The sequence below is a fragment of the Vibrio sp. CCUG 15886 genome, assembly GCF_028570825.1.
GTDB lineage: Bacteria > Pseudomonadota > Gammaproteobacteria > Enterobacterales > Vibrionaceae > Vibrio > Vibrio vulnificus_B.
Genome location: NZ_JAQQBT010000001.1, coordinates 555,112 through 572,161, shown reverse-complemented (window position 1 = coordinate 572,161; position 17,050 = coordinate 555,112). Strand labels below are relative to the sequence as shown.

Genomic DNA, 17,050 nt, shown 5'->3' with positions numbered 1-17,050 from the left:
CCGCTTTAATAATTTAGAAATGATAACAAATTCAACAACATAAACCTACTTAACTTAGTGAAAAAATGTATGCTTTTGAATCGGTTTTTTTCTTAGTGGATAATTAATATCGAGAGTGCCTCTAAAGTGAACAGTTTTGCGCATAAAAGCACAATATCTTCCGCTCTTTAACAACACGGATGTTGTTGAGCCTGTCAAATATATTGGCAGGCTTAGCTTTAAAACTTGGCTCTGAGGAGTCCAAGTTTTAGGTTGAGTGAAGATATGCATAAGGCGAACGCCATGCTCGAATAGAGAGGCGTTGTGTTTCCGCCACCCACTCCCCAAGAGGTACGAGAGGCGTTAAAGCAAGGGCAATAAAGATGCATTAGCGCGTCGTAGTGGCAAAGTGACTTGGCGAGTATCACAACGGAAAGTAGCGTTGGTATTGTTATCTGCCCAACAGTCACACGCCAATCATGCTGGTGGAAGATGAGCAATGCTACTTCTACCAATGTGACCAAATAGGTACACCTTTGGCTCTGGTGGATGAACAAGGCTCGGTTATTTGGCAAGCCCGTTACGACACATACGGACGTGCGCACATTGAGGTGGAGAGCGTTGTCAACCCGATCCGTTTTCAAGGGCAATATCACGATGTGGAAACAGGGCTTCACTACAATCTTGCCCGTTACTACGACCCAAGAACCGGGCGCTTTATTCAGCCAGACCCGATTGGGCTTTTAGGCGGTATAAACCATTATCAATATGCTCCCAATCCGGTGATGTGGGTAGATCCGCATGGCTTATGTGCCAAAGAGGGCTCTCCTGCAATAAAACCCGGCGTGAACGATACCCAGCCGCAACAGCCAATGTTTTACGCGATGGGCTCAGGCAATTACGCCAGTGCGGTGAAAACCGCTAGCCCGACTTATCAGTTACATGCCATAGCGCCAGATGAATACAAAGGTGCTGCACTTGAGGCAATACACTTGGCGCTTGATGGTGCCGGTATGGCTCCTGGAATTGGCATTGTAGCGGATTTAATTAATGCCGGGCTGTATGCGTTACGTGGCGACTTTTTGAATAGTGGCTTGTCTTTATTGTCTGGCTTGCCAATCGTTGGGCAGGGAGTGACAGCGGCAAAATATGGCAACAAAGCACTAAATGTAGCTACGGAGACAGTAGCAAAGGGAAGTGATAGCCTAACATCAGTTGCCAAACAACTGGATGGGCCGAAAGGGGTTCACCCGATAAAAGCTCGTATGAAGCCTTTCAAGGTGCCATGCTTCAAACCCAGTGATACATTACTTAAGAAAAACAAAGACAATATAAAAAGCTTTGAACAGAATTATGCAAGGCAACTGAAGCATCAAGAAAATGGGTTAAACGATTTAACCATTGGTGAGTACTTAGAAAACCGTGAGCGTTACCGAAACATAAAGCGTAAAGGAACTGGTTCAGCTCAAAGTGATTTTAGAATGGAATTCGAAGATGATTTATTAGAATCCCTTGAAGCATCATACGGTAAGACAAAATCACGCGTGGAAGCTAAAAAACTAGCCAAGCAAAGAGCTACTGACATTATGGCCAATTTAGCTGCATTACATGACCCAGATATGATAGCTGGAGGCGCAGATAAAGTCTCGCGCATGGGCAGAAAGGATGTCAATGGTTCTCTAGGGCCACAATGGGCGAAAGCACCTGCTGGTAGTGTCAAAGACGCAAAAACCCGCGTGCAATTAATCGATGAGCAAGTAGAAAAAGCATACAAAAACCTAGGGGCTGATGCTAAGTTAAACATCCAGCTTGAACGCTGCCCGTTAAATAAAAAGTAGAGAAATATGATAGAAACTAACGATGAAGATTTAGCTTTTTTCTTAAGCGAACTTGGCCAACCAACTAGAGTGATACCCGCTAGTCAAACAGACATAGAAAAATATCGCGGTAAGTTGCCTGAACAACTGCTGGAATATTGGAAAATTCTTGGCTTTAGTGGTTTTGCTGATGGCTTGTTTTGGCTGACTAACCCTGCTGAATATCAAGACATTCTTGATCGTTTTTTAGAAGATACGCCCTTTGAGCAGCAAGATGTTTATTACGTTATTGCCCGTAATGCTTGGGGTGGATTAAAATTATATGGGGAAAAAACCGGTCATTCGTTAGAGATCAGTTCATATCTTAACTGGATGCGAACAAAAAAAGGGAGTGAACATGACATTAAAGTAGGAAATGCTAACCAAACTATAAAAGACTTTATAGCGTTACAAGATCCAGATCGTCTAGACATTAAAAACAACCAAGGCAAGCGGATGTTCCCTGCCACATTTAAAAAACATGGTGCTCTCAACGCAAATGAAGTCTATGGCTTTGCACCATTCCTATTTGCAGGTGGTGAGAAAAAGATAAGCAACATTGAAAAGTGTAATATTTTTAACCATTTAAACTTGATTGCTGATATGGGTGAGATGGAAATAATCGATATGGCTAGCCTCGTTTCAAGAGCAATATAAACAAACCAGGTGGATAAATGAAAAGTCTAGAAGATATTTATGGCGATATTGCCTCACACGTTATTAAACAAATTGATGAAGAATGGAAATCTTGCATTATTAACGCAACTTTCATGCTTGATGTTGCCGAATTCGATATTTTCTACATGAATGAAAATGGGATAAACAATGATCTTGATGGAGGCTATAGTCTATTCAAGCTTTTTGAGCTGTTGCACGAAATAACGACCGTAAACCCTGATAATAACTGGAACAGAGCAATATTTACTCTCGAGTCGACTGGCGATTTCAATATTGATTTAGTATGGGATCAAGCCCTTGCTGATGAAATCGAAAGCTTGAACAACGAATAATGACTTATTTGTTAATATCTAATAACTTCTACTCTCAAACAACATGAATGTCGCAAAGTCTGCTAAGTCGGTTGGCGGGCTTAGCTTTAACGTTTGTCATCCAACCTCAAAAGTCCCCAAATAGTTAGTTTTTGAGATGAGTACTCTGCGTTACTGTCAATGGCTCCGTTGTTTGGCAAGCGCGTTACGACACATACGGACGTGCACACATTGAGGTGGAGTGCGTTGGCAACCCACTCCGTTTTCAAGGGCAATATCACGATGTGGAAACAGCGCTACACTACAACCTTGCCCGTTACTACGACCCAAGAACCGGGCGTTTTATTCAGCCAGACCCGATTGGGCTTTTAGGCGGCATAAACCATTATCAATACGCTCCCAATCCGGTGATGTGGGTAGACCCGCATGGCTTATGTGCCAAAGAGGACACTCCTGCAATAAACGCCGGCGTGAACGATACCCAACCGCAACAGCCAATGTTTTACGCGATGGGTTCAGGCAATTACGCCAGTGCGGTGAAAACAGCCAGCCCGACTTATCAGTTACATGCCATAGCGCCAGACGCTGTTCAGCAAGTCGGCATTGATTATGCGTTGGGTGCGACAGAAATGCTGGCGGCAGGTGCTTATAACACAGCCGTTGATGCGGTTGTTGACTTAGCGCAACTCGCATTTGGTGATTTAGAGCAGTCTTCTGCGCTCATTCAATCAATCCAATAGAAGGCATGCGTCGAAGTCCTCAGACCCTAATTTCGGGTGATAATCCAATTTTGAAAGAGGTTTACCGTGGTAAATATTGGGAATACAACAAACAATAGTTTGGATTCGTTAGATCAGGAGTTAGTAAAGTTAGGTGTTCCCAAAAATTACTATTCTCTAGGTCTAGAGAAAAATGAAAGAACATGCGTCATCGAGGAGGAAGGCGTTTGGCTGGTTTATTATTTTGAAAGAGGGAGTAGGGAGGGTTTACATACGTTTTCTGATTTCTCATCGATGAAAACATATGTGCTTGGAGAGTTAACCAAGTAAGGTAAGTTGTTACAAAAAAAGCAGTTCTTCCTGACAGTCTGGAAGAAGCTAAAATTGCTGAGAGCAAGTCGCGGAGAAGGGGTGTTAGCCCAAGTATAGCGATGCTGAGCTAGCAGAACTCGCACAATATGGTGATGTTGGTAGTGAGCGATTTCAGGTGCGCTTCACGGAAGAAGGCTTTCTCAATGACCGTAATACCCCCGACATTGCCTTGATCGGGAAAATGGGTATGGTTATGAAGACCGAAAGTGGTGAAAGTACAATAAAAAAATGCCAGCTGTATTCGCTGGCATATTATTGGCTCACATTGATGGTGCAGTGTGCCACTATCGAGATTTAAACTGGATTAGAACTGAGCTTGAATCCAAATCATTCGGTGGTCTGAAGAGACGTCTTTACCATTGCCAAATTTGCCAATTCTCGGGTCATTAAACAGCTTGCGCCCCTCTTCGTATGATGCCGCCCAGTACACTCCTGAATTGACCACATTCAAGTTGGCAGATGGCAGAACATAGTCAACGCCAAGACCAAATGTTGATGTGATGCGGTTTGGAATAGGGTGGGTGGATTTACTATCAACCGCATGTTCTGCAGCGCCATAGCTAGTTGGGTATAGGTTACCGTTCATGACATTCTGGTTCACTAATGGATCATTATGTAATGCCTGCATAATGTCGCTAAATCCATCGCCGGCTAAGGGATCAAGGTTTTGATCTCCCATCATGATGAATTTAGCGCCTGTTGCGAGACCGCCTGTTTTCCCAGAATCGTCGTAGAAGTATGCTTTGCCTTGGATATAGTGATGCCAGAACTGCACTTCGGCACCATTTTGTGCCTTGTTCTTGCCTGGATCAAACACAGGTGGCGTCGGGTGAGACATTAGTAGGTGAACCACTTCATCCCCTTTTTCGGTTGGAATGATGATTGGAGCATCAACGTGGTTTTTCGATGACAGACGGACTTCTTGCCACTCTTCTGTCGTGTACCAAGCATCACCACATTGCATGCCATCTGGAATTTTCTGAGAACCGTCGCAAATGGTAATCGTTGGTATCTGAGCGCCTTCCATATCTTTCCACTTAAACGTTTGGAATGTTCTTGTGTTATCTGTATCAATTTTATACTTCGACATTAAGGCAAAGGCGTATTGGCCATGATAGAAGCCAAAGCCCCATGCGTCGCCGGGAAGTTGGCCAGCAGTACCATTATTGTCTAGGTCGAAGGGGCTGACTAAGCCAGTATTCGTTGAGTACGATTCGGCATAGGGATATTCAATCGGCTCTAAATTTGCGTTACCACCAGCGCCATCAATGCTTTGGGCCACAGAAAGATAGTTGTTTTGAAAGCCCACCAGTGCTGCTTTATTTTCACCAGTGCCATCATTGTTGTATTCAGCCATTAGCAATACATCAGGTCGATTTTTTTGGATGATTGCAGCAACATTTCGGATTTGGATGACTTTTTCTGCTCTCACTTTATCTTGTTCTGCGATGCTGCCATCTAAGTAGGATGTGACTAACAGATGTTGCTGTTCTGGCGCTACTTGCATTTCATCCACGAGATCTTTAAAGGTGTTTCTATCAAACGAGAGATTAAAAGTGGCAATTTTTACCTCTTTAGGATGCACATCAATGTAATCGGTATCGTTGCTACAGCCTCCAAGTAATGCAGTGCTAATGAGGAAAGCGAGGGTCGTTTTAGAGTGTTTCATTCTTCTGTTATACCTTATTGTGATTTCGGGCAAATACTAAGGTTATCAATAAGTTCTGTAAGCGATGTGTGTCACATAAAGATTTTCAAGTTTGCAGTTGAATACATAATTTGTGTGATTGCTGCAAATAAATGCATCACTTTCAACAGCAAAAGGTTATATCCAAATAGTGGAAGAGGTTTTATCGTTGTTAGAACGTTGGGGGGGGCTTGGATGACAAACTGCATCTTGAGTCTGAACTATGAGCAACGCGATAGCGTGAATACAGGATGCATTAGGAGGATAAGGGGTTATCTCGAGTATTAAAAGAGGATGCTCATGAGCATCCTCTTTTAATGAAGGGCCTAAGATGACATGGTTAACGGTGGGACCGGAACTTCAAGAAAGCACGCAATGACTCGATATAACTCGCCTTCAGCGACGCTAACTTGACCGTCGGACTCAATGGCTAATCGGCATGCCTTAACAAATGCTCTTCTATCTGCAATCTTGAGTTGCAAGAGTAACTCTAACGCAGCACGGCTTAACTTCCAGTTATGATGGGCGGGTTCAAGAGGGTGTGATGCTAGCCCTAATAGTGCAAGTGATTGATTATAAGCGCTTTGCGCACTCATTGGATCGGTGTGGCACACCCACGCTAATTCTCTGAGCAACCACACCACACTCTCTTGGAGTTGCTTGATTGATTTACGTTGAGGCGCTTTACCAAAGGAGGTTAGGAGCTGCTTCTCCAACAAATTGACGACGCACCACTCTGCGAGTGAGTAGTGATCATCCACGAGGGCAAGGTCACGCAATACTTGGCAGAATCGCGCTCTTTGTCCTTCACTGAGCGCTTTCAGGGCAGGAATTGAAAGCTCAAGAAGCGGTAAGCGCAAATGAGCGGGAATGTCATGATCCAACCAAGGGAGCAGTTGAGGCTGAGAGGCTGGCGGTACATGGCATTTTATCATCTCTCTTTGACGGTCACTTCCATCATGAATTAAAGCGAAGGCAATAAAACGTGCGCTGTAGGGTTCACGAGCAATGTCGATCAACGGTTGGGGCAATTGACCAATGAGTTGTTGACCAATTTCGCTGAGTTGATCAGAAGATGGCACTTCTTCTACGTATTGCGAATGTTGTTGAGACGAAAATCCACTCGACATTTGGCTGTCAAAGGCTGGGGCCTGTTGCGATGATGCCCTTTTAAAACTGCCGTCCCACTGAGGTTCAATACGTCGAATTCTTTCTTCTAGAGGTGGGTGAGTTGCAAAAAATCCCGACAGTCCAGAAAGTTGGGCTTGCCCAAACATCATATGGCTAAATTCACTCGTGGAACGAGCATCGAGTGTTGAGCCATACGAATAGCCGCCAATTTTTTTTAGTGCACCAGCGATCCCTTGATCATTACGAGTGAATTGCACGGCACTGGCATCTGCAAGAAACTCACGTTGCCTTGAAATCGCCGCTTTGATCATTGAGCCAAACAGAGTGCCAAGCCAACCTAAAACCAAGCAGACCAGTGCAATCATAAAAATGATGGCAAAGCCTTTGTCTGAATCGGATGAACTACGTGATACCCGGCTTGAGCGAGGCATGTTGTCGAGAACCAGATGACCAAAGTGCGCGATACAAGTGATGCCAAACAATATGCCGATTAGACGTGTATTCAGGCGCATGTCACCGTTTAATATATGACTAAACTCATGAGCGATGACCCCTTGCAGTTCATCTCGGCTAAAGCTGTCTAGTGCACCCTGAGTGATACCAATTACGGCGTCATCAATGCTCATTCCAGCAGCGAAGGCATTGATTCCCCGTTCGTGTTCCATCAAATAAACCGGCGGCACAGGAACACCTGCGGCAATCGCCATCTCTTCAACGACGTTCAAAAGTTGACGATGTTTGCTACTCGTGGTGTCGGTTGAAATGAGTTTCCCACCCATACTCTCGGCGACACCACGCCCCCCATTGGATTTGAGATCTGAGAGGCGAATTAAGGAGCTCATAGCGATGACAAAAGCGACACCGGCAAAGCAAATGAGACTGTAGCTTACCGCAGTGTGCGGATCGAAAGGGGCTTCTGTTACCCCCAAATAGATCGCGATCGACAGAGTACTCACCAAAGCAGTGATGGTGAGCACGGCAAAGATAAACAGAAAAACCAACAGCCCAGTGCGCTGCCGAGCGACATCTTGATGCTGAAAGAAATCCATTAGAAGGTCACCTTAGGCGCTTCTTGAATCGCTTCACTGTCGGCAAACTCAAGGAGTTTTCCATCAAGGAAACCAAACATATTTGCAAATAGCACAGGGGGGAAGGTTTGTTTGTATGTGTTGTAACTGGTGACGGAGTCGTTAAAAGCTTGGCGAGCAAAGGCGACTTTATTTTCGGTGCTGGTGAGCTCTTCTTGGAGCTGGGCCATGGTTTCATTCGCTTTCAGTTCTGGATAGGCTTCCACCACGACATTGAGTTTGCTTAGTGCATTTTGTAATACCCCTTCCGCTTGGCTGAGTAAGCTGATCGCAGAGTCGCTGTCTGGCGCAGCGCTCGCCGCTTTTAAACCTGAAAGTGCTTGGTTACGAGCTTGAATCACACGTTCAAATGTCTCTTTCTCGTGTTCCATATACCCTTTAGCGGTGTTTACGAGATTCGGGATAAGGTCATAACGTCGTTTGAGCTGCACTTCGATTTGGGCGAAGCTGTTTTTAAAACGGTTTCGCAAAGTCACTAACTTGTTGTAGATGCTGATCGCGTATACAACGATCAGCAATGTGAGAACAATAAAAACGATGAATGTAGTCATGATAAATCCTATTTGTCTATGCTTTGGTTTTTTTATATAACTAATTGACATGAAAGGCAAATTTCGAATCTTATACCGTATTGCAACCGCGACTGATTGCACATTTATTTCTATGAATAAGTCGATATTTTCCCAACATGAAAAAGGCCAAGCAGTAGAGCTTGGCCTTGAAGAAAACAGAGGTAGGATGAAGAATATGAGGCGATTAGGCGCTCATTGGTACCAATATCATTGTGCCAAGGATGACGGTAATCAAGCCCGCTAGCACAGGAACAGAGGTGCGTTTTACTACTTCAAATGGGCTGATGTGTGCCATACCAGAGGTAGCCACTACCACGCCAGAAACAGGAGAAATGGTGCGACCAAGGTTAGAGGCTTGCAACATTGGAATAATCAAGAATGCTGGATTCAGTCCCATTTTTGCGGCCAGAGATGGGGCGAGCTCCACAAACGCGTAGAAAGGGGCATTACCCGATCCCGTTGCGATAGCGGCTGCAACCGTAAGACCAGTCAAAATCAGCATGAGCGCGATACCACCTGCACCTGCGGTTTCTGCAAGATGAAGAAGGTTGTCAATCGCGCCGATCGACATAAGGCCTTGGGCAAATACGCCAGCGGCAACTAATAACATCACAACGCCTTTGAAGGCATCTGCCATGCCGTCGTAACACGCATCGAGATCTTCAAGTGATTTCTTACCATCAAACTTGTTCACCACGTAGTGAACCAAAGCACCGATAAAGATCGACAGTACAACAATGGTATAGATATCGAGGCTTAATCCAGGAATGGTGCGGCCATTAAATAAGAAAACACCAATGATCGGTAGGAATGGAAGCAGCGCATAGAATGCAGGTGCATCGGCTTTGATTTCCGAAACATCGATCTTTTCCATTGGGGTGTTGTCTTTCTTATCAAGGTATTTGTTCCAGAAGAAAGCGGCGACCGACATGACAATGATTGCACAAATGGAGACAGGCAAAACGGTTTGAACTGCAAAGACATCCAAAGCGAGGCCTGATTTTTCCGCAGCAATAACAACGTCACCAGAAGTCGGGGACAAAATGATCGCGGCGGGTGACGCACACACGGCCGCTGCCGCCGGGCGAGAAATCCCCATTGCAGTCATCATTGGGAAAAGGGTTGCCATCAAAAGCACACCCAGACCAGTTGCAGAGCTCACGGCAAGAGACATTAAGCACGCAACAATATAGGCGGCTACCAACAAAACGTAAGGCGATTTAATGACGGAAAGAGGTTTAGAAAACTGTTTTACAACGACATTATTCGCGCCGATATGTGTCATGTAAGCGGCGAAACCGCAAAGCAACATGATCTGCATCCCTAAACCGCCACCCCGATTTTGCAGCATAAACTTCACGTACTCTAATGAGTCTGTGATCATGTTACCTGTTGAGGTGATTTTGGCAGGCAAGACAGTGTGGCCAAGAACGCCTGTTAGGATCAGTAGAAGAACACCCGCGGTCAGTAGCACACCTGCCGCTTTGTAACCCTTGACAATGAAGTAACCAACCGCAACGGTCACTACCAGTCCAATTAAGAGCTCTAGCATAGAAATCTCCATGAAATATTAAAAAATGAGGAAGAACTGTTTCAATATGTGTCAATGAATGTACAGAAAAGCGTTCTGTAGCACGAGGGCTAGTTGAGCTTTGAATGATCTAAAGCAAATTTTGCTTTAATAAAACTCAATAGAGAGATGTCATGTATATTGGTGGTTTAAATGGTGTTATATGTTGGTGAAAGTGATGCGTGCAATATATGATAAATATCAAACTTGTTCGATTTACATCAATACGGGCGCAAAGATCGGCACAAGAGTTAAAAATAAGGCCAAATGAGGTAACTCTGTCATTTGGCCTTAAATATCATCAACAACGGCTGAAACTGCCGAGCGTTAAGGGCAGGGTAGGACTTCCAGTTCGTATTGTGCATTTGCTGTTGTCGGTGGCGCATAGCGAACGCCACATTGTGTCATGCTGGCATTGGCATCACCACGTACAGCCACCACCACTTCTCGTGGTTTAGGATTGTTCTCGTCATAAGGGTGGCGAAGTACTTGCCAGTCCGAGCCTTCCCCTTTGAGATTCGCGACCACAATGGTTAAGCCAGTGTCATCGGCATCAGGATAACCATATAGAAATGTACAATGCTCAGAGCCACCAATCTGGCAATCCGTAAAAGGTAAGCTGGTTTTTGGGGTTGGCGGTGTGACATCTGGGTCAGTTGCACTGTTCGAGATGAAACGATAATGCTCTAAACCCGCCATGGCCATTTTGCCGTATCCCATTGCCAAACCAGCAGCGATGGCGCCTCGCATGCCTTCTAGCCGTGCCACTTTGGCATCGTCTTGAAGGTTTAAGAATCTTGGTGCCACAGTCACGGCGAGTATGCCCAATATGACGATGACGACCACCAATTCGATCAGAGTGAAACCCGCGTGTTTTTTCATCCGTACTCCACTACTCAGATAAAATGTCGCTTCAAACAAGCTCAAAGCGAACGGCGGAGCGATTATATTCCTCTGATAGAAATAAAAATAGAGTTGAAACTCTAAGTTGAGTATTTGCAAGTGTATTGTTTTGATGACAAGTGGAGATGAGCAGAAACGAAAACGGAGGGAAACCCCTCCGTGAATTCAAATGACCACACTAGGAAAGTGCGAGGTCGACAATAATGGCGTGTTTCGCGCTATTTCCCGCCTATGCTCAAGCGAGAGAAACGTACCTTTGGTGCGAAGAACGAGCCGCCGTCGTTGGATTCAAGTACCGACCCTAACGCATCAACCTCTTTCAACATTTGATAGAAATTACCTGCGACCGTAATGCCACGTACGGGTTGGATTCTTTGGCCGTCTCGACAAAGGAATCCGCTTGCGCCAAATGAGAAATCGCCACTGATAAAATCTGCGCCAGAGTGTACTCCTTGCAGCTCAACAAGCTCGAGATACTCGCCAGCAGTGACTTCTGAGAAGCTACTTGTGCCAGCGTTAATCACTTTATGGTGTGCTGAAATTTCCAAGCCTTCTTTTGGTCCACGTGATGCATGCCCAGTGTTTTCAACACCAAAGAAAGAGGCCGTTTGACTGTTGTGCAGCAGAGAGTTGAGTTCACCATCGCCGATCAATACCAAATCACGCGCGGCAAAACCTTCGCTGTCAAAGCTATGGATACGGAACCCGCCTTCTACATAGGCTTTACTGGAGAAAGAAATAAGTGGACTGGCGATCACGCTGCCAACCTTATCGCGCAGAGGGCTCAAGCCTTTCATCGCCACAGAGGCAGAAAAACAAGCTGAAAATGCGCCAAACAATTCGCTTAGGGCATCAATGTCGAAAATGACCGCATAGTTATCCGTCGCCACCGCTTCGCCATCGAGCAGATCTTTGGCGAGTTGGTAACCTGCTTCAATGCAATACTCGGGATCGAGATCGATATAACGTCGGCCAATGCTCATCGCCCCCGCCATAGATTGCTTGCCCTCTTTTTCAAACAGCGTGTAGGCGTAAGCCGAGTGATAACGTTCCGCCTGCTCGCAAAGTGTCCCTTGGCTGTTTGCAATCAAAATCTGCGAGCGGTTATCGCTGTAGCCGTTGTACGGCGAGCTTGTTGCGTGTGGGCGGCTTACGACACCTTGCTCCAAGCGCAAGCTCAAAGCGATTTTGTCATCGACTGTGGCATCACACTCTTGATTAAGCTCCGCGTAGTCGCTGATGATTTGATTGCCGACCACGCTGATTTTTTGGTGAGGGTCAATCTTGGCGTATTTGGCACTTTCTAACGCATTATTAAGCATCATGTCGAGGCTTTCTGTTGCGAGAGACTCAGAGTAACTGGTTGCTACACGGTCATCTTTGACCACCCGAATACCGATAACCTGTGAAGTACTGACTTTGTATTCATCTAGCTGGCCTTTGTTGGCTTTGAGCGAAAAGTTGTCATTGGCTTGCGCGATGATGTCCGCTTGTGCGCCACGCTTTTGGGTTTCCGCCAAAAGATGATCGATGGCGTTAAGCAGTGTTTGTTTCTGACTCATTAGTTACCACCTCCAACGAGAATCTTATCCACTTTCAACGAGGGCTGGCCGACGGTGGTCGGAACTGAGCCACTGACCGAACCACACATACCAGGTGCAAGAGCCATGTCTTTACCTACCATGCTGATCTCTTTGAGAACTTTGGGCCCGGTGCTAATGAGGGTCGCGGTTTTTAATGGTTTAGTGATTTTTCCATTTTCTATGAGGTACGCTTCACGTACGGCGAAGTTAAATTCACCTGTACCGGGTTGAACCGAACCACCGCCCAACTTTTTCGCGTAAATGCCTTTCTCAATGCTTGAGATCATCTCATCGAAAGTACTATCACCTTCTTCAATAAAGGTATTTCTCATGCGAGAGGTTGGTGCGAATTTATAGTTTTGGCGTCGGCCTGAGCCCGTTGGCGCGTAACCGGTTTTTAGGCCACCCATTTTGTCGACCATGAAGCTGGTAAGCTTGCCATCTTTAATAAGCTGAGTGCGTTGAGTCTCCATGCCTTCATCGTCAATATGAATCGAGCCCCATTCGTTGGTCATGGTGCCATCGTCGACGGCGCTCACAGCAGAATGTGCGATCATTTCGCCCATTTTGTCATGGAAAACAGACGCTTTTTTGGCAACAGAGGTGGTTTCTAGTAAGTGACCACAGGCTTCATGGAAAATAACGCCACCAAAACCGTTGCCAATCACGACGGGCATTTCACCAGAAGGGCAGACATCGGCATTCAACTTCACCAGTGCTTGTTCTGCCACTTCTTGTCCTAGTGCTTTGGCGTCCAATTGCTGGCTAAATTCCCAGCCCATTAATGCGCCAGGGCCTTCCATACCAACGCTTTGCTCGCTGCCATCTTGGGCTACAGCGTTTGTTGCAACACGGGTATAGTGTCGTGTATCACCGATATGCAAACCTTCTGAGTTAAAGATCTCAATTTGCTGCTCACGTTGTAACACTGAGCCCATGAACTGCGTAATCTTGTCACTTTGTGCTCGAGCGGCAAGATCCGCTTGATGCAAGAAGGCAATTTTTGAATCCAAATACGGGTCTTTGCTGAGTGGCTGATGTGAGACGTGTTGTACGGGATATCGAATGAGATTCAATGAGCCAGCTTGAACGATTTGATCGCGCTTGTCTTTTGCCGCGAGGAGGCTAGTCACGCGTTTCAACTCACTTTCTTCGGTGCTGTTGGTAAAACCATACAGGACTTTATGGCCGAAGAAGAGTCGGATACCAATACCAAAATCGATACCAGAGTTTATTTTGTCGACTTCCTGAGAGTTGAATTGAATGCTGTTTGTCTGATGATGTTCGACAAACAACTCTGCAAAGTCGGCCCCTAGAAATAGGGCATGATCAATAACCGCTTTCGCGGTAACGGGGTTAAGCATGAAATCTCCTTGCTAGATTATCCGGAATGTCATTTCTCCGGAGCAAATAATGTTTTGACTTCAGCGTAGTCAATCTGCCAGAGAATCTTAACATTTTATTAAAGTATTTTTGTCCTGAAGCTAAGTGTTTTACTCTAATGCGATCTGGATCTTACGCCATAAAGTGACGATTAGTAAGAAAAAAGCTCGGCAAAACAGCGTCCTAAAAAGATAAAGGCTGGCAAAATGCCAGCCTTAAAGGATTAAGTCATTATAGACTGTAGGGGAATTACTGCTGCTTTTCTAGGAAAGCAACCGCTTTATCCGGAAAATCGGTGAACAATCCATCCACTTTGACTTGGTTGTAAAAGACGTCGAGCATACCCTCGAAATCGGTCGCATAAGGGGCAATCCGACCAGGATCGGCACGGAAGGTGTAGGGATGAACCGCTAGCCCTGCTTGTTTGGCTTCATTCATGAGTGGTAACACAATGATGTTCTCTTTCGTGGATTTGTCATCGACCAGCATCGGTTTCCAAGGGCCAATTCCTTCCGCGTATTTCGCGACTTCTTGCATCGCACCGGGTTTAAACATCCAATCGTAGTCATAAGGTGATGCTTGGTTGCCCTTATACACCATGGTTTCGTTCCAGTCTGTGTAGGCCATGAGCTGAACCAATTTTAGGTCCATTTTCATCGCTGGCATCAACTCATCGTTAATGCGTTTTAGTTCAATCGGATCGAAACACTGCAAATAGACTTTACTGTTCTTATCGGTATAGCCATACGCTTTCAACGTATTAAGAACCGCTTTACTGATGTCTTTACCTTCGTGACGATGGAACCAAGGTGCTTTGATCTCAGGATAAATGCCGATGTTATAGCCTAGGGTTTTGTTTAAGCCTTGAATCAGCTCAATTTCTTCGGCCAGTGTCGGGACAGTGAAATCAGACTTCCACATAGGGAAGCGAGTTGGGTAGCCCTGCACTTTGTTGCCTTTATCATCGATGTTGAAGCCTTCGGTCACTTTCAAGGTTTTGATTTCAGCCAAAGTGAAGTCGATGGCGTAGTAGCGGCCGTCAGCACGTGCGCGATTGGGGAATTTCTCAGCAACATCGGTCACGCGATCCAGGTAGTGGTCGTGCAAAACAACCAATTGGTCGTCTTTGGTCATGACAACATCTTGCTCGATGTAGTCAGGCTTCATGGCATAAGCCAAGGTTTTCGCTTCCAGTGTGTGCTCAGGCAAATAGCCCGAAGCACCACGGTGAGCAATAACAAGAGGTTCGGCAAAAGCAGAAGTGGTTAACAGGCCAGCAAGGGAAAGAAAAAGAGGGGTAAGTTTCATGATGAGTTCCTTGTTCTGATAGCGATATTTTGGTTGGGTATATATCAGAGGCGCTTATGGTGACGGAGGAATATGAATGCTCCATGACACTCGCGCTTATTTCTTTTCTACTAGAAGCGGTTGAGGTTTTGGTTCGCTTTCGCTCGTGGGTGTCACTCACTTTCCGTCTGCCTGCCACTCCGAGTAGTCTGGACATAAAAAATGGCCCATCAGTTCGACTAAGCAAAAAGATGGGCCTGAGGAAGTTCAGTTACGCGATGGCTTCTTGTTCTTTTTCCTTCTCTTTTTGTTTGGCATCATGATGGGCTTTTTCACCCAGCAATGCGTAAGTCAAACAAACGATAGAAGTGATACAAGAACCAACCAGAATAATGAAGCCGCCATCCCAGCCGAAATGGTCTACGGTGTAACCTAATACCGCGTTGGCTGCCACGGCACCCCCTAGGTAACCAAATAGACCAGTCAAACCTGCTGCTGTACCTGCCGCTTTCTTCGGAGCAAGCTCAAGCGCATAAAGGCCGATAAGCATGACAGGACCGTAGATCAGGAAGCCGATTGCTACCAGCGCCGCCATATCAATACCTGGGTTGCCCGCTGGGTTAAACCAGTAAACAAGAACCGCCAGAGTGACAAGGAACATAAATAGGATGCCAGCTGGTGCGCGGCGGCCTTTGAACAGTTTATCTGAAATCCAACCACACAATAGCGTGCCTGGAATACCCGCCCATTCGTATAGGAAGTAAGCCCAAGATGATTTATCTACCGTGAACTCTTTCGCTTCTTTTAAGTACACTGGCGCCCAGTCCAATACACCGTAACGAATCAAATAAACGAAAGCATTAGCAATAGCTATCGACCACAAAAGTTTGTTTGAAAATACATACTTAAAGAAAATTTCTTTTGCGGTCATCTCTGTTTCATGAGACGTGTTGTAATCATCTGGGTAGTCGTTTTTGTACTCTTCAATTGGCGGTAGGCCACAGGATTGTGGAGTATCACGCACGGTGAGCCAGATGAATACTGCGACGATCATGGCGAAAAATGCCGGCACATAAAACGCAGTGCGCCAGTCATCATTAAACATCCACAAACCAAATAGGAAGATAGGACCAATCAAGCCACCACCGACGTTGTGTGCCACGTTCCACACTGAAACGATCTCACCACGCTCTTTACGTGACCACCAGTGCACCATGGTGCGCCCACACGCAGGCCAACCCATACCTTGGAACCATCCGTTGAGGAACAGCAAGATAAACATTGCCGTGATGCTGCCAGTTGCCCATGGCATAAAGCCGAAGCAGAACATGACCAAGGAAGACATCACCAAACCCGCACTTAAGAAATAGCGAGGATCAGAACGGTCAGAGACGCTGCCCATTAGAAACTTAGACAGACCATAAGCAATGGAGACGGCGGCCAAAGCCACACCAAGATCGCCACGGCTAAAGCCTTGCTCAATCAGGTAGGGCATCGCCAAACTAAAGTTCTTACGGACAAGGTAGTAGCCAGCGTAGCCGACGAAAATACCGATGAACAATTGCCAGCGTAGACGTGAGTAGGTGCTGTCGAGCGAGTCGCTGGAAACGCGATCGATATGCGCCTTAGGTTTGAATATACCAAACATGGAAAGCCTCTTATTGTATTTTGCGATGGTATCGAAAGGAGCCCGAAGTAAGGTGTAGGGTAATCAGGAACTCATTTCGTTAGTGTGCGAACGAGCAAACGGTTTCGTTCGAAAGCGTGGGAATTTTCGTATTCTATGAAAGTAATTTCTGTGAGAAATGTTACATTTCAATTAATTAATTTACAAAATAGAGTATTAACTTGAGGTTATGGATTGCTGATCTCACTTTCAACAAAGTTCGAAAATCCAAAAAAGAGACAAATCGAACGATAAATGAGCAAAC

Annotated in this window: 12 protein-coding genes and 2 pseudogenes; 5 read left to right on the top strand and 9 right to left on the bottom strand. The window is 45.7% G+C overall.

All coding sequences use genetic code 11. The features are described 5' to 3' along the window. Positions 1 to 392 precede the first annotated feature (392 nt). From PQQ36_RS02425 to PQQ36_RS02405, 5 genes and pseudogenes are all read left to right on the top strand, one after another. Positions 393 to 938: pseudogene (locus PQQ36_RS02425) on the top strand (RHS repeat domain-containing protein); the annotation flags it as partial. 54 nt (positions 939 to 992) lie between these two features. Further along, complete coding sequence (locus PQQ36_RS02420; protein WP_307796336.1) at positions 993 to 1,817, top strand: polymorphic toxin type 15 domain-containing protein; 825 nt, start codon at positions 993 to 995, stop codon at positions 1,815 to 1,817. Between the two features lie 6 nt (positions 1,818 to 1,823). Beyond that, positions 1,824 to 2,492 (top strand): GAD-like domain-containing protein, encoded by a 669-nt coding sequence (locus tag PQQ36_RS02415; protein WP_061058067.1) that lies wholly within the window; start codon positions 1,824 to 1,826, stop codon positions 2,490 to 2,492. Positions 2,493 to 2,509: 17 nt separating this feature from the next. Continuing rightward, positions 2,510 to 2,845 carry a hypothetical protein gene (locus tag PQQ36_RS02410; RefSeq protein ID WP_072614785.1) on the top strand — a complete coding sequence of 112 codons (336 nt, stop codon included), beginning with the start codon at positions 2,510 to 2,512 and terminating at the stop codon, positions 2,843 to 2,845. A 149-nt stretch (positions 2,846 to 2,994) separates the two neighbouring features. Beyond that, positions 2,995 to 3,561, top strand: a pseudogene (locus PQQ36_RS02405) (RHS repeat-associated core domain-containing protein); the annotation flags it as partial. A 658-nt stretch (positions 3,562 to 4,219) separates the two neighbouring features. On the opposite strand, the gene PQQ36_RS02400 reads toward PQQ36_RS02405, so the two are convergent. The 9 genes from PQQ36_RS02400 to glpT all read right to left on the bottom strand — a co-directional run bounded on the left by PQQ36_RS02400 (position 4,220) and on the right by glpT (position 16,767). Next, positions 4,220 to 5,584: an endonuclease/exonuclease/phosphatase family protein gene (locus tag PQQ36_RS02400; protein ID WP_015728003.1), complete on the bottom strand. Its 1,365-nt coding sequence runs from the start codon at positions 5,582 to 5,584 to the stop codon at positions 4,220 to 4,222. Positions 5,585 to 5,928: 344 nt separating this feature from the next. After that, positions 5,929 to 7,782 (bottom strand): M48 family metallopeptidase, encoded by a 1,854-nt coding sequence (locus PQQ36_RS02395; RefSeq protein ID WP_015728002.1) that lies wholly within the window; start codon positions 7,780 to 7,782, stop codon positions 5,929 to 5,931. Next, a complete protein-coding gene (locus PQQ36_RS02390) occupies positions 7,782 to 8,372 on the bottom strand; it encodes a LemA family protein (RefSeq protein WP_011081368.1) in 591 nt (196 codons plus the stop codon). Before PQQ36_RS02390 ends, PQQ36_RS02395 begins: the two co-directional genes overlap by 1 nt. Positions 8,373 to 8,577: 205 nt before the next feature. Next, a complete protein-coding gene (gene dcuC / locus PQQ36_RS02385; protein ID WP_015728001.1) occupies positions 8,578 to 9,945 on the bottom strand; it encodes an anaerobic C4-dicarboxylate transporter DcuC in 1,368 nt (455 codons plus the stop codon). A gap of 345 nt (positions 9,946 to 10,290) precedes the next feature. After that, complete coding sequence (locus PQQ36_RS02380) at positions 10,291 to 10,845, bottom strand: type II secretion system protein (RefSeq protein ID WP_011152267.1); 555 nt, start codon at positions 10,843 to 10,845, stop codon at positions 10,291 to 10,293. A 239-nt stretch (positions 10,846 to 11,084) separates the two neighbouring features. Beyond that, the gene (locus PQQ36_RS02375; protein ID WP_015728000.1) at positions 11,085 to 12,428 is read right to left on the bottom strand and encodes a TldD/PmbA family protein; all 1,344 of its coding nucleotides are present in this window, start codon (positions 12,426 to 12,428) and stop codon (positions 11,085 to 11,087) included. Next, a complete protein-coding gene (locus PQQ36_RS02370; RefSeq protein WP_015727999.1) occupies positions 12,428 to 13,813 on the bottom strand; it encodes a TldD/PmbA family protein in 1,386 nt (461 codons plus the stop codon). The genes PQQ36_RS02375 and PQQ36_RS02370 overlap by 1 nt, the downstream gene beginning before the upstream one ends. 268 nt (positions 13,814 to 14,081) lie before the next feature. Then, entirely contained in the window at positions 14,082 to 15,140 is a 1,059-nt protein-coding gene (gene glpQ / locus PQQ36_RS02365; RefSeq protein WP_011152264.1) for a glycerophosphodiester phosphodiesterase, read from the bottom strand. A 250-nt stretch (positions 15,141 to 15,390) separates the two neighbouring features. Next, complete coding sequence (gene glpT, locus PQQ36_RS02360; RefSeq protein ID WP_011081362.1) at positions 15,391 to 16,767, bottom strand: glycerol-3-phosphate transporter; 1,377 nt, start codon at positions 16,765 to 16,767, stop codon at positions 15,391 to 15,393. Positions 16,768 to 17,050 lie beyond the last annotated feature (283 nt).

Bases quoted from the DNA above. Each gene is read 5' to 3' on its own strand.
- glpQ (WP_011152264.1), bottom strand. From the start codon at position 15,140: ATGAAACTTACCCCTCTTTTTCTTTCCCTTGCTGGCCTGTTAACCACT.
- PQQ36_RS02420 (WP_307796336.1), top strand. From the start codon at position 993: ATGGCTCCTGGAATTGGCATTGTAGCGGATTTAATTAATGCCGGGCTG.
- PQQ36_RS02410 (WP_072614785.1), top strand. From the start codon at position 2,510: ATGAAAAGTCTAGAAGATATTTATGGCGATATTGCCTCACACGTTATT.
- PQQ36_RS02380 (WP_011152267.1), bottom strand. From the start codon at position 10,845: ATGAAAAAACACGCGGGTTTCACTCTGATCGAATTGGTGGTCGTCATC.
- PQQ36_RS02375 (WP_015728000.1), bottom strand. From the start codon at position 12,428: ATGAGTCAGAAACAAACACTGCTTAACGCCATCGATCATCTTTTGGCG.
- PQQ36_RS02400 (WP_015728003.1), bottom strand. From the start codon at position 5,584: ATGAAACACTCTAAAACGACCCTCGCTTTCCTCATTAGCACTGCATTA.
- PQQ36_RS02370 (WP_015727999.1), bottom strand. From the start codon at position 13,813: ATGCTTAACCCCGTTACCGCGAAAGCGGTTATTGATCATGCCCTATTT.
- dcuC (WP_015728001.1), bottom strand. From the start codon at position 9,945: ATGCTAGAGCTCTTAATTGGACTGGTAGTGACCGTTGCGGTTGGTTAC.
- PQQ36_RS02395 (WP_015728002.1), bottom strand. From the start codon at position 7,782: ATGGATTTCTTTCAGCATCAAGATGTCGCTCGGCAGCGCACTGGGCTG.
- PQQ36_RS02390 (WP_011081368.1), bottom strand. From the start codon at position 8,372: ATGACTACATTCATCGTTTTTATTGTTCTCACATTGCTGATCGTTGTA.
- PQQ36_RS02415 (WP_061058067.1), top strand. From the start codon at position 1,824: ATGATAGAAACTAACGATGAAGATTTAGCTTTTTTCTTAAGCGAACTT.
- glpT (WP_011081362.1), bottom strand. From the start codon at position 16,767: ATGTTTGGTATATTCAAACCTAAGGCGCATATCGATCGCGTTTCCAGC.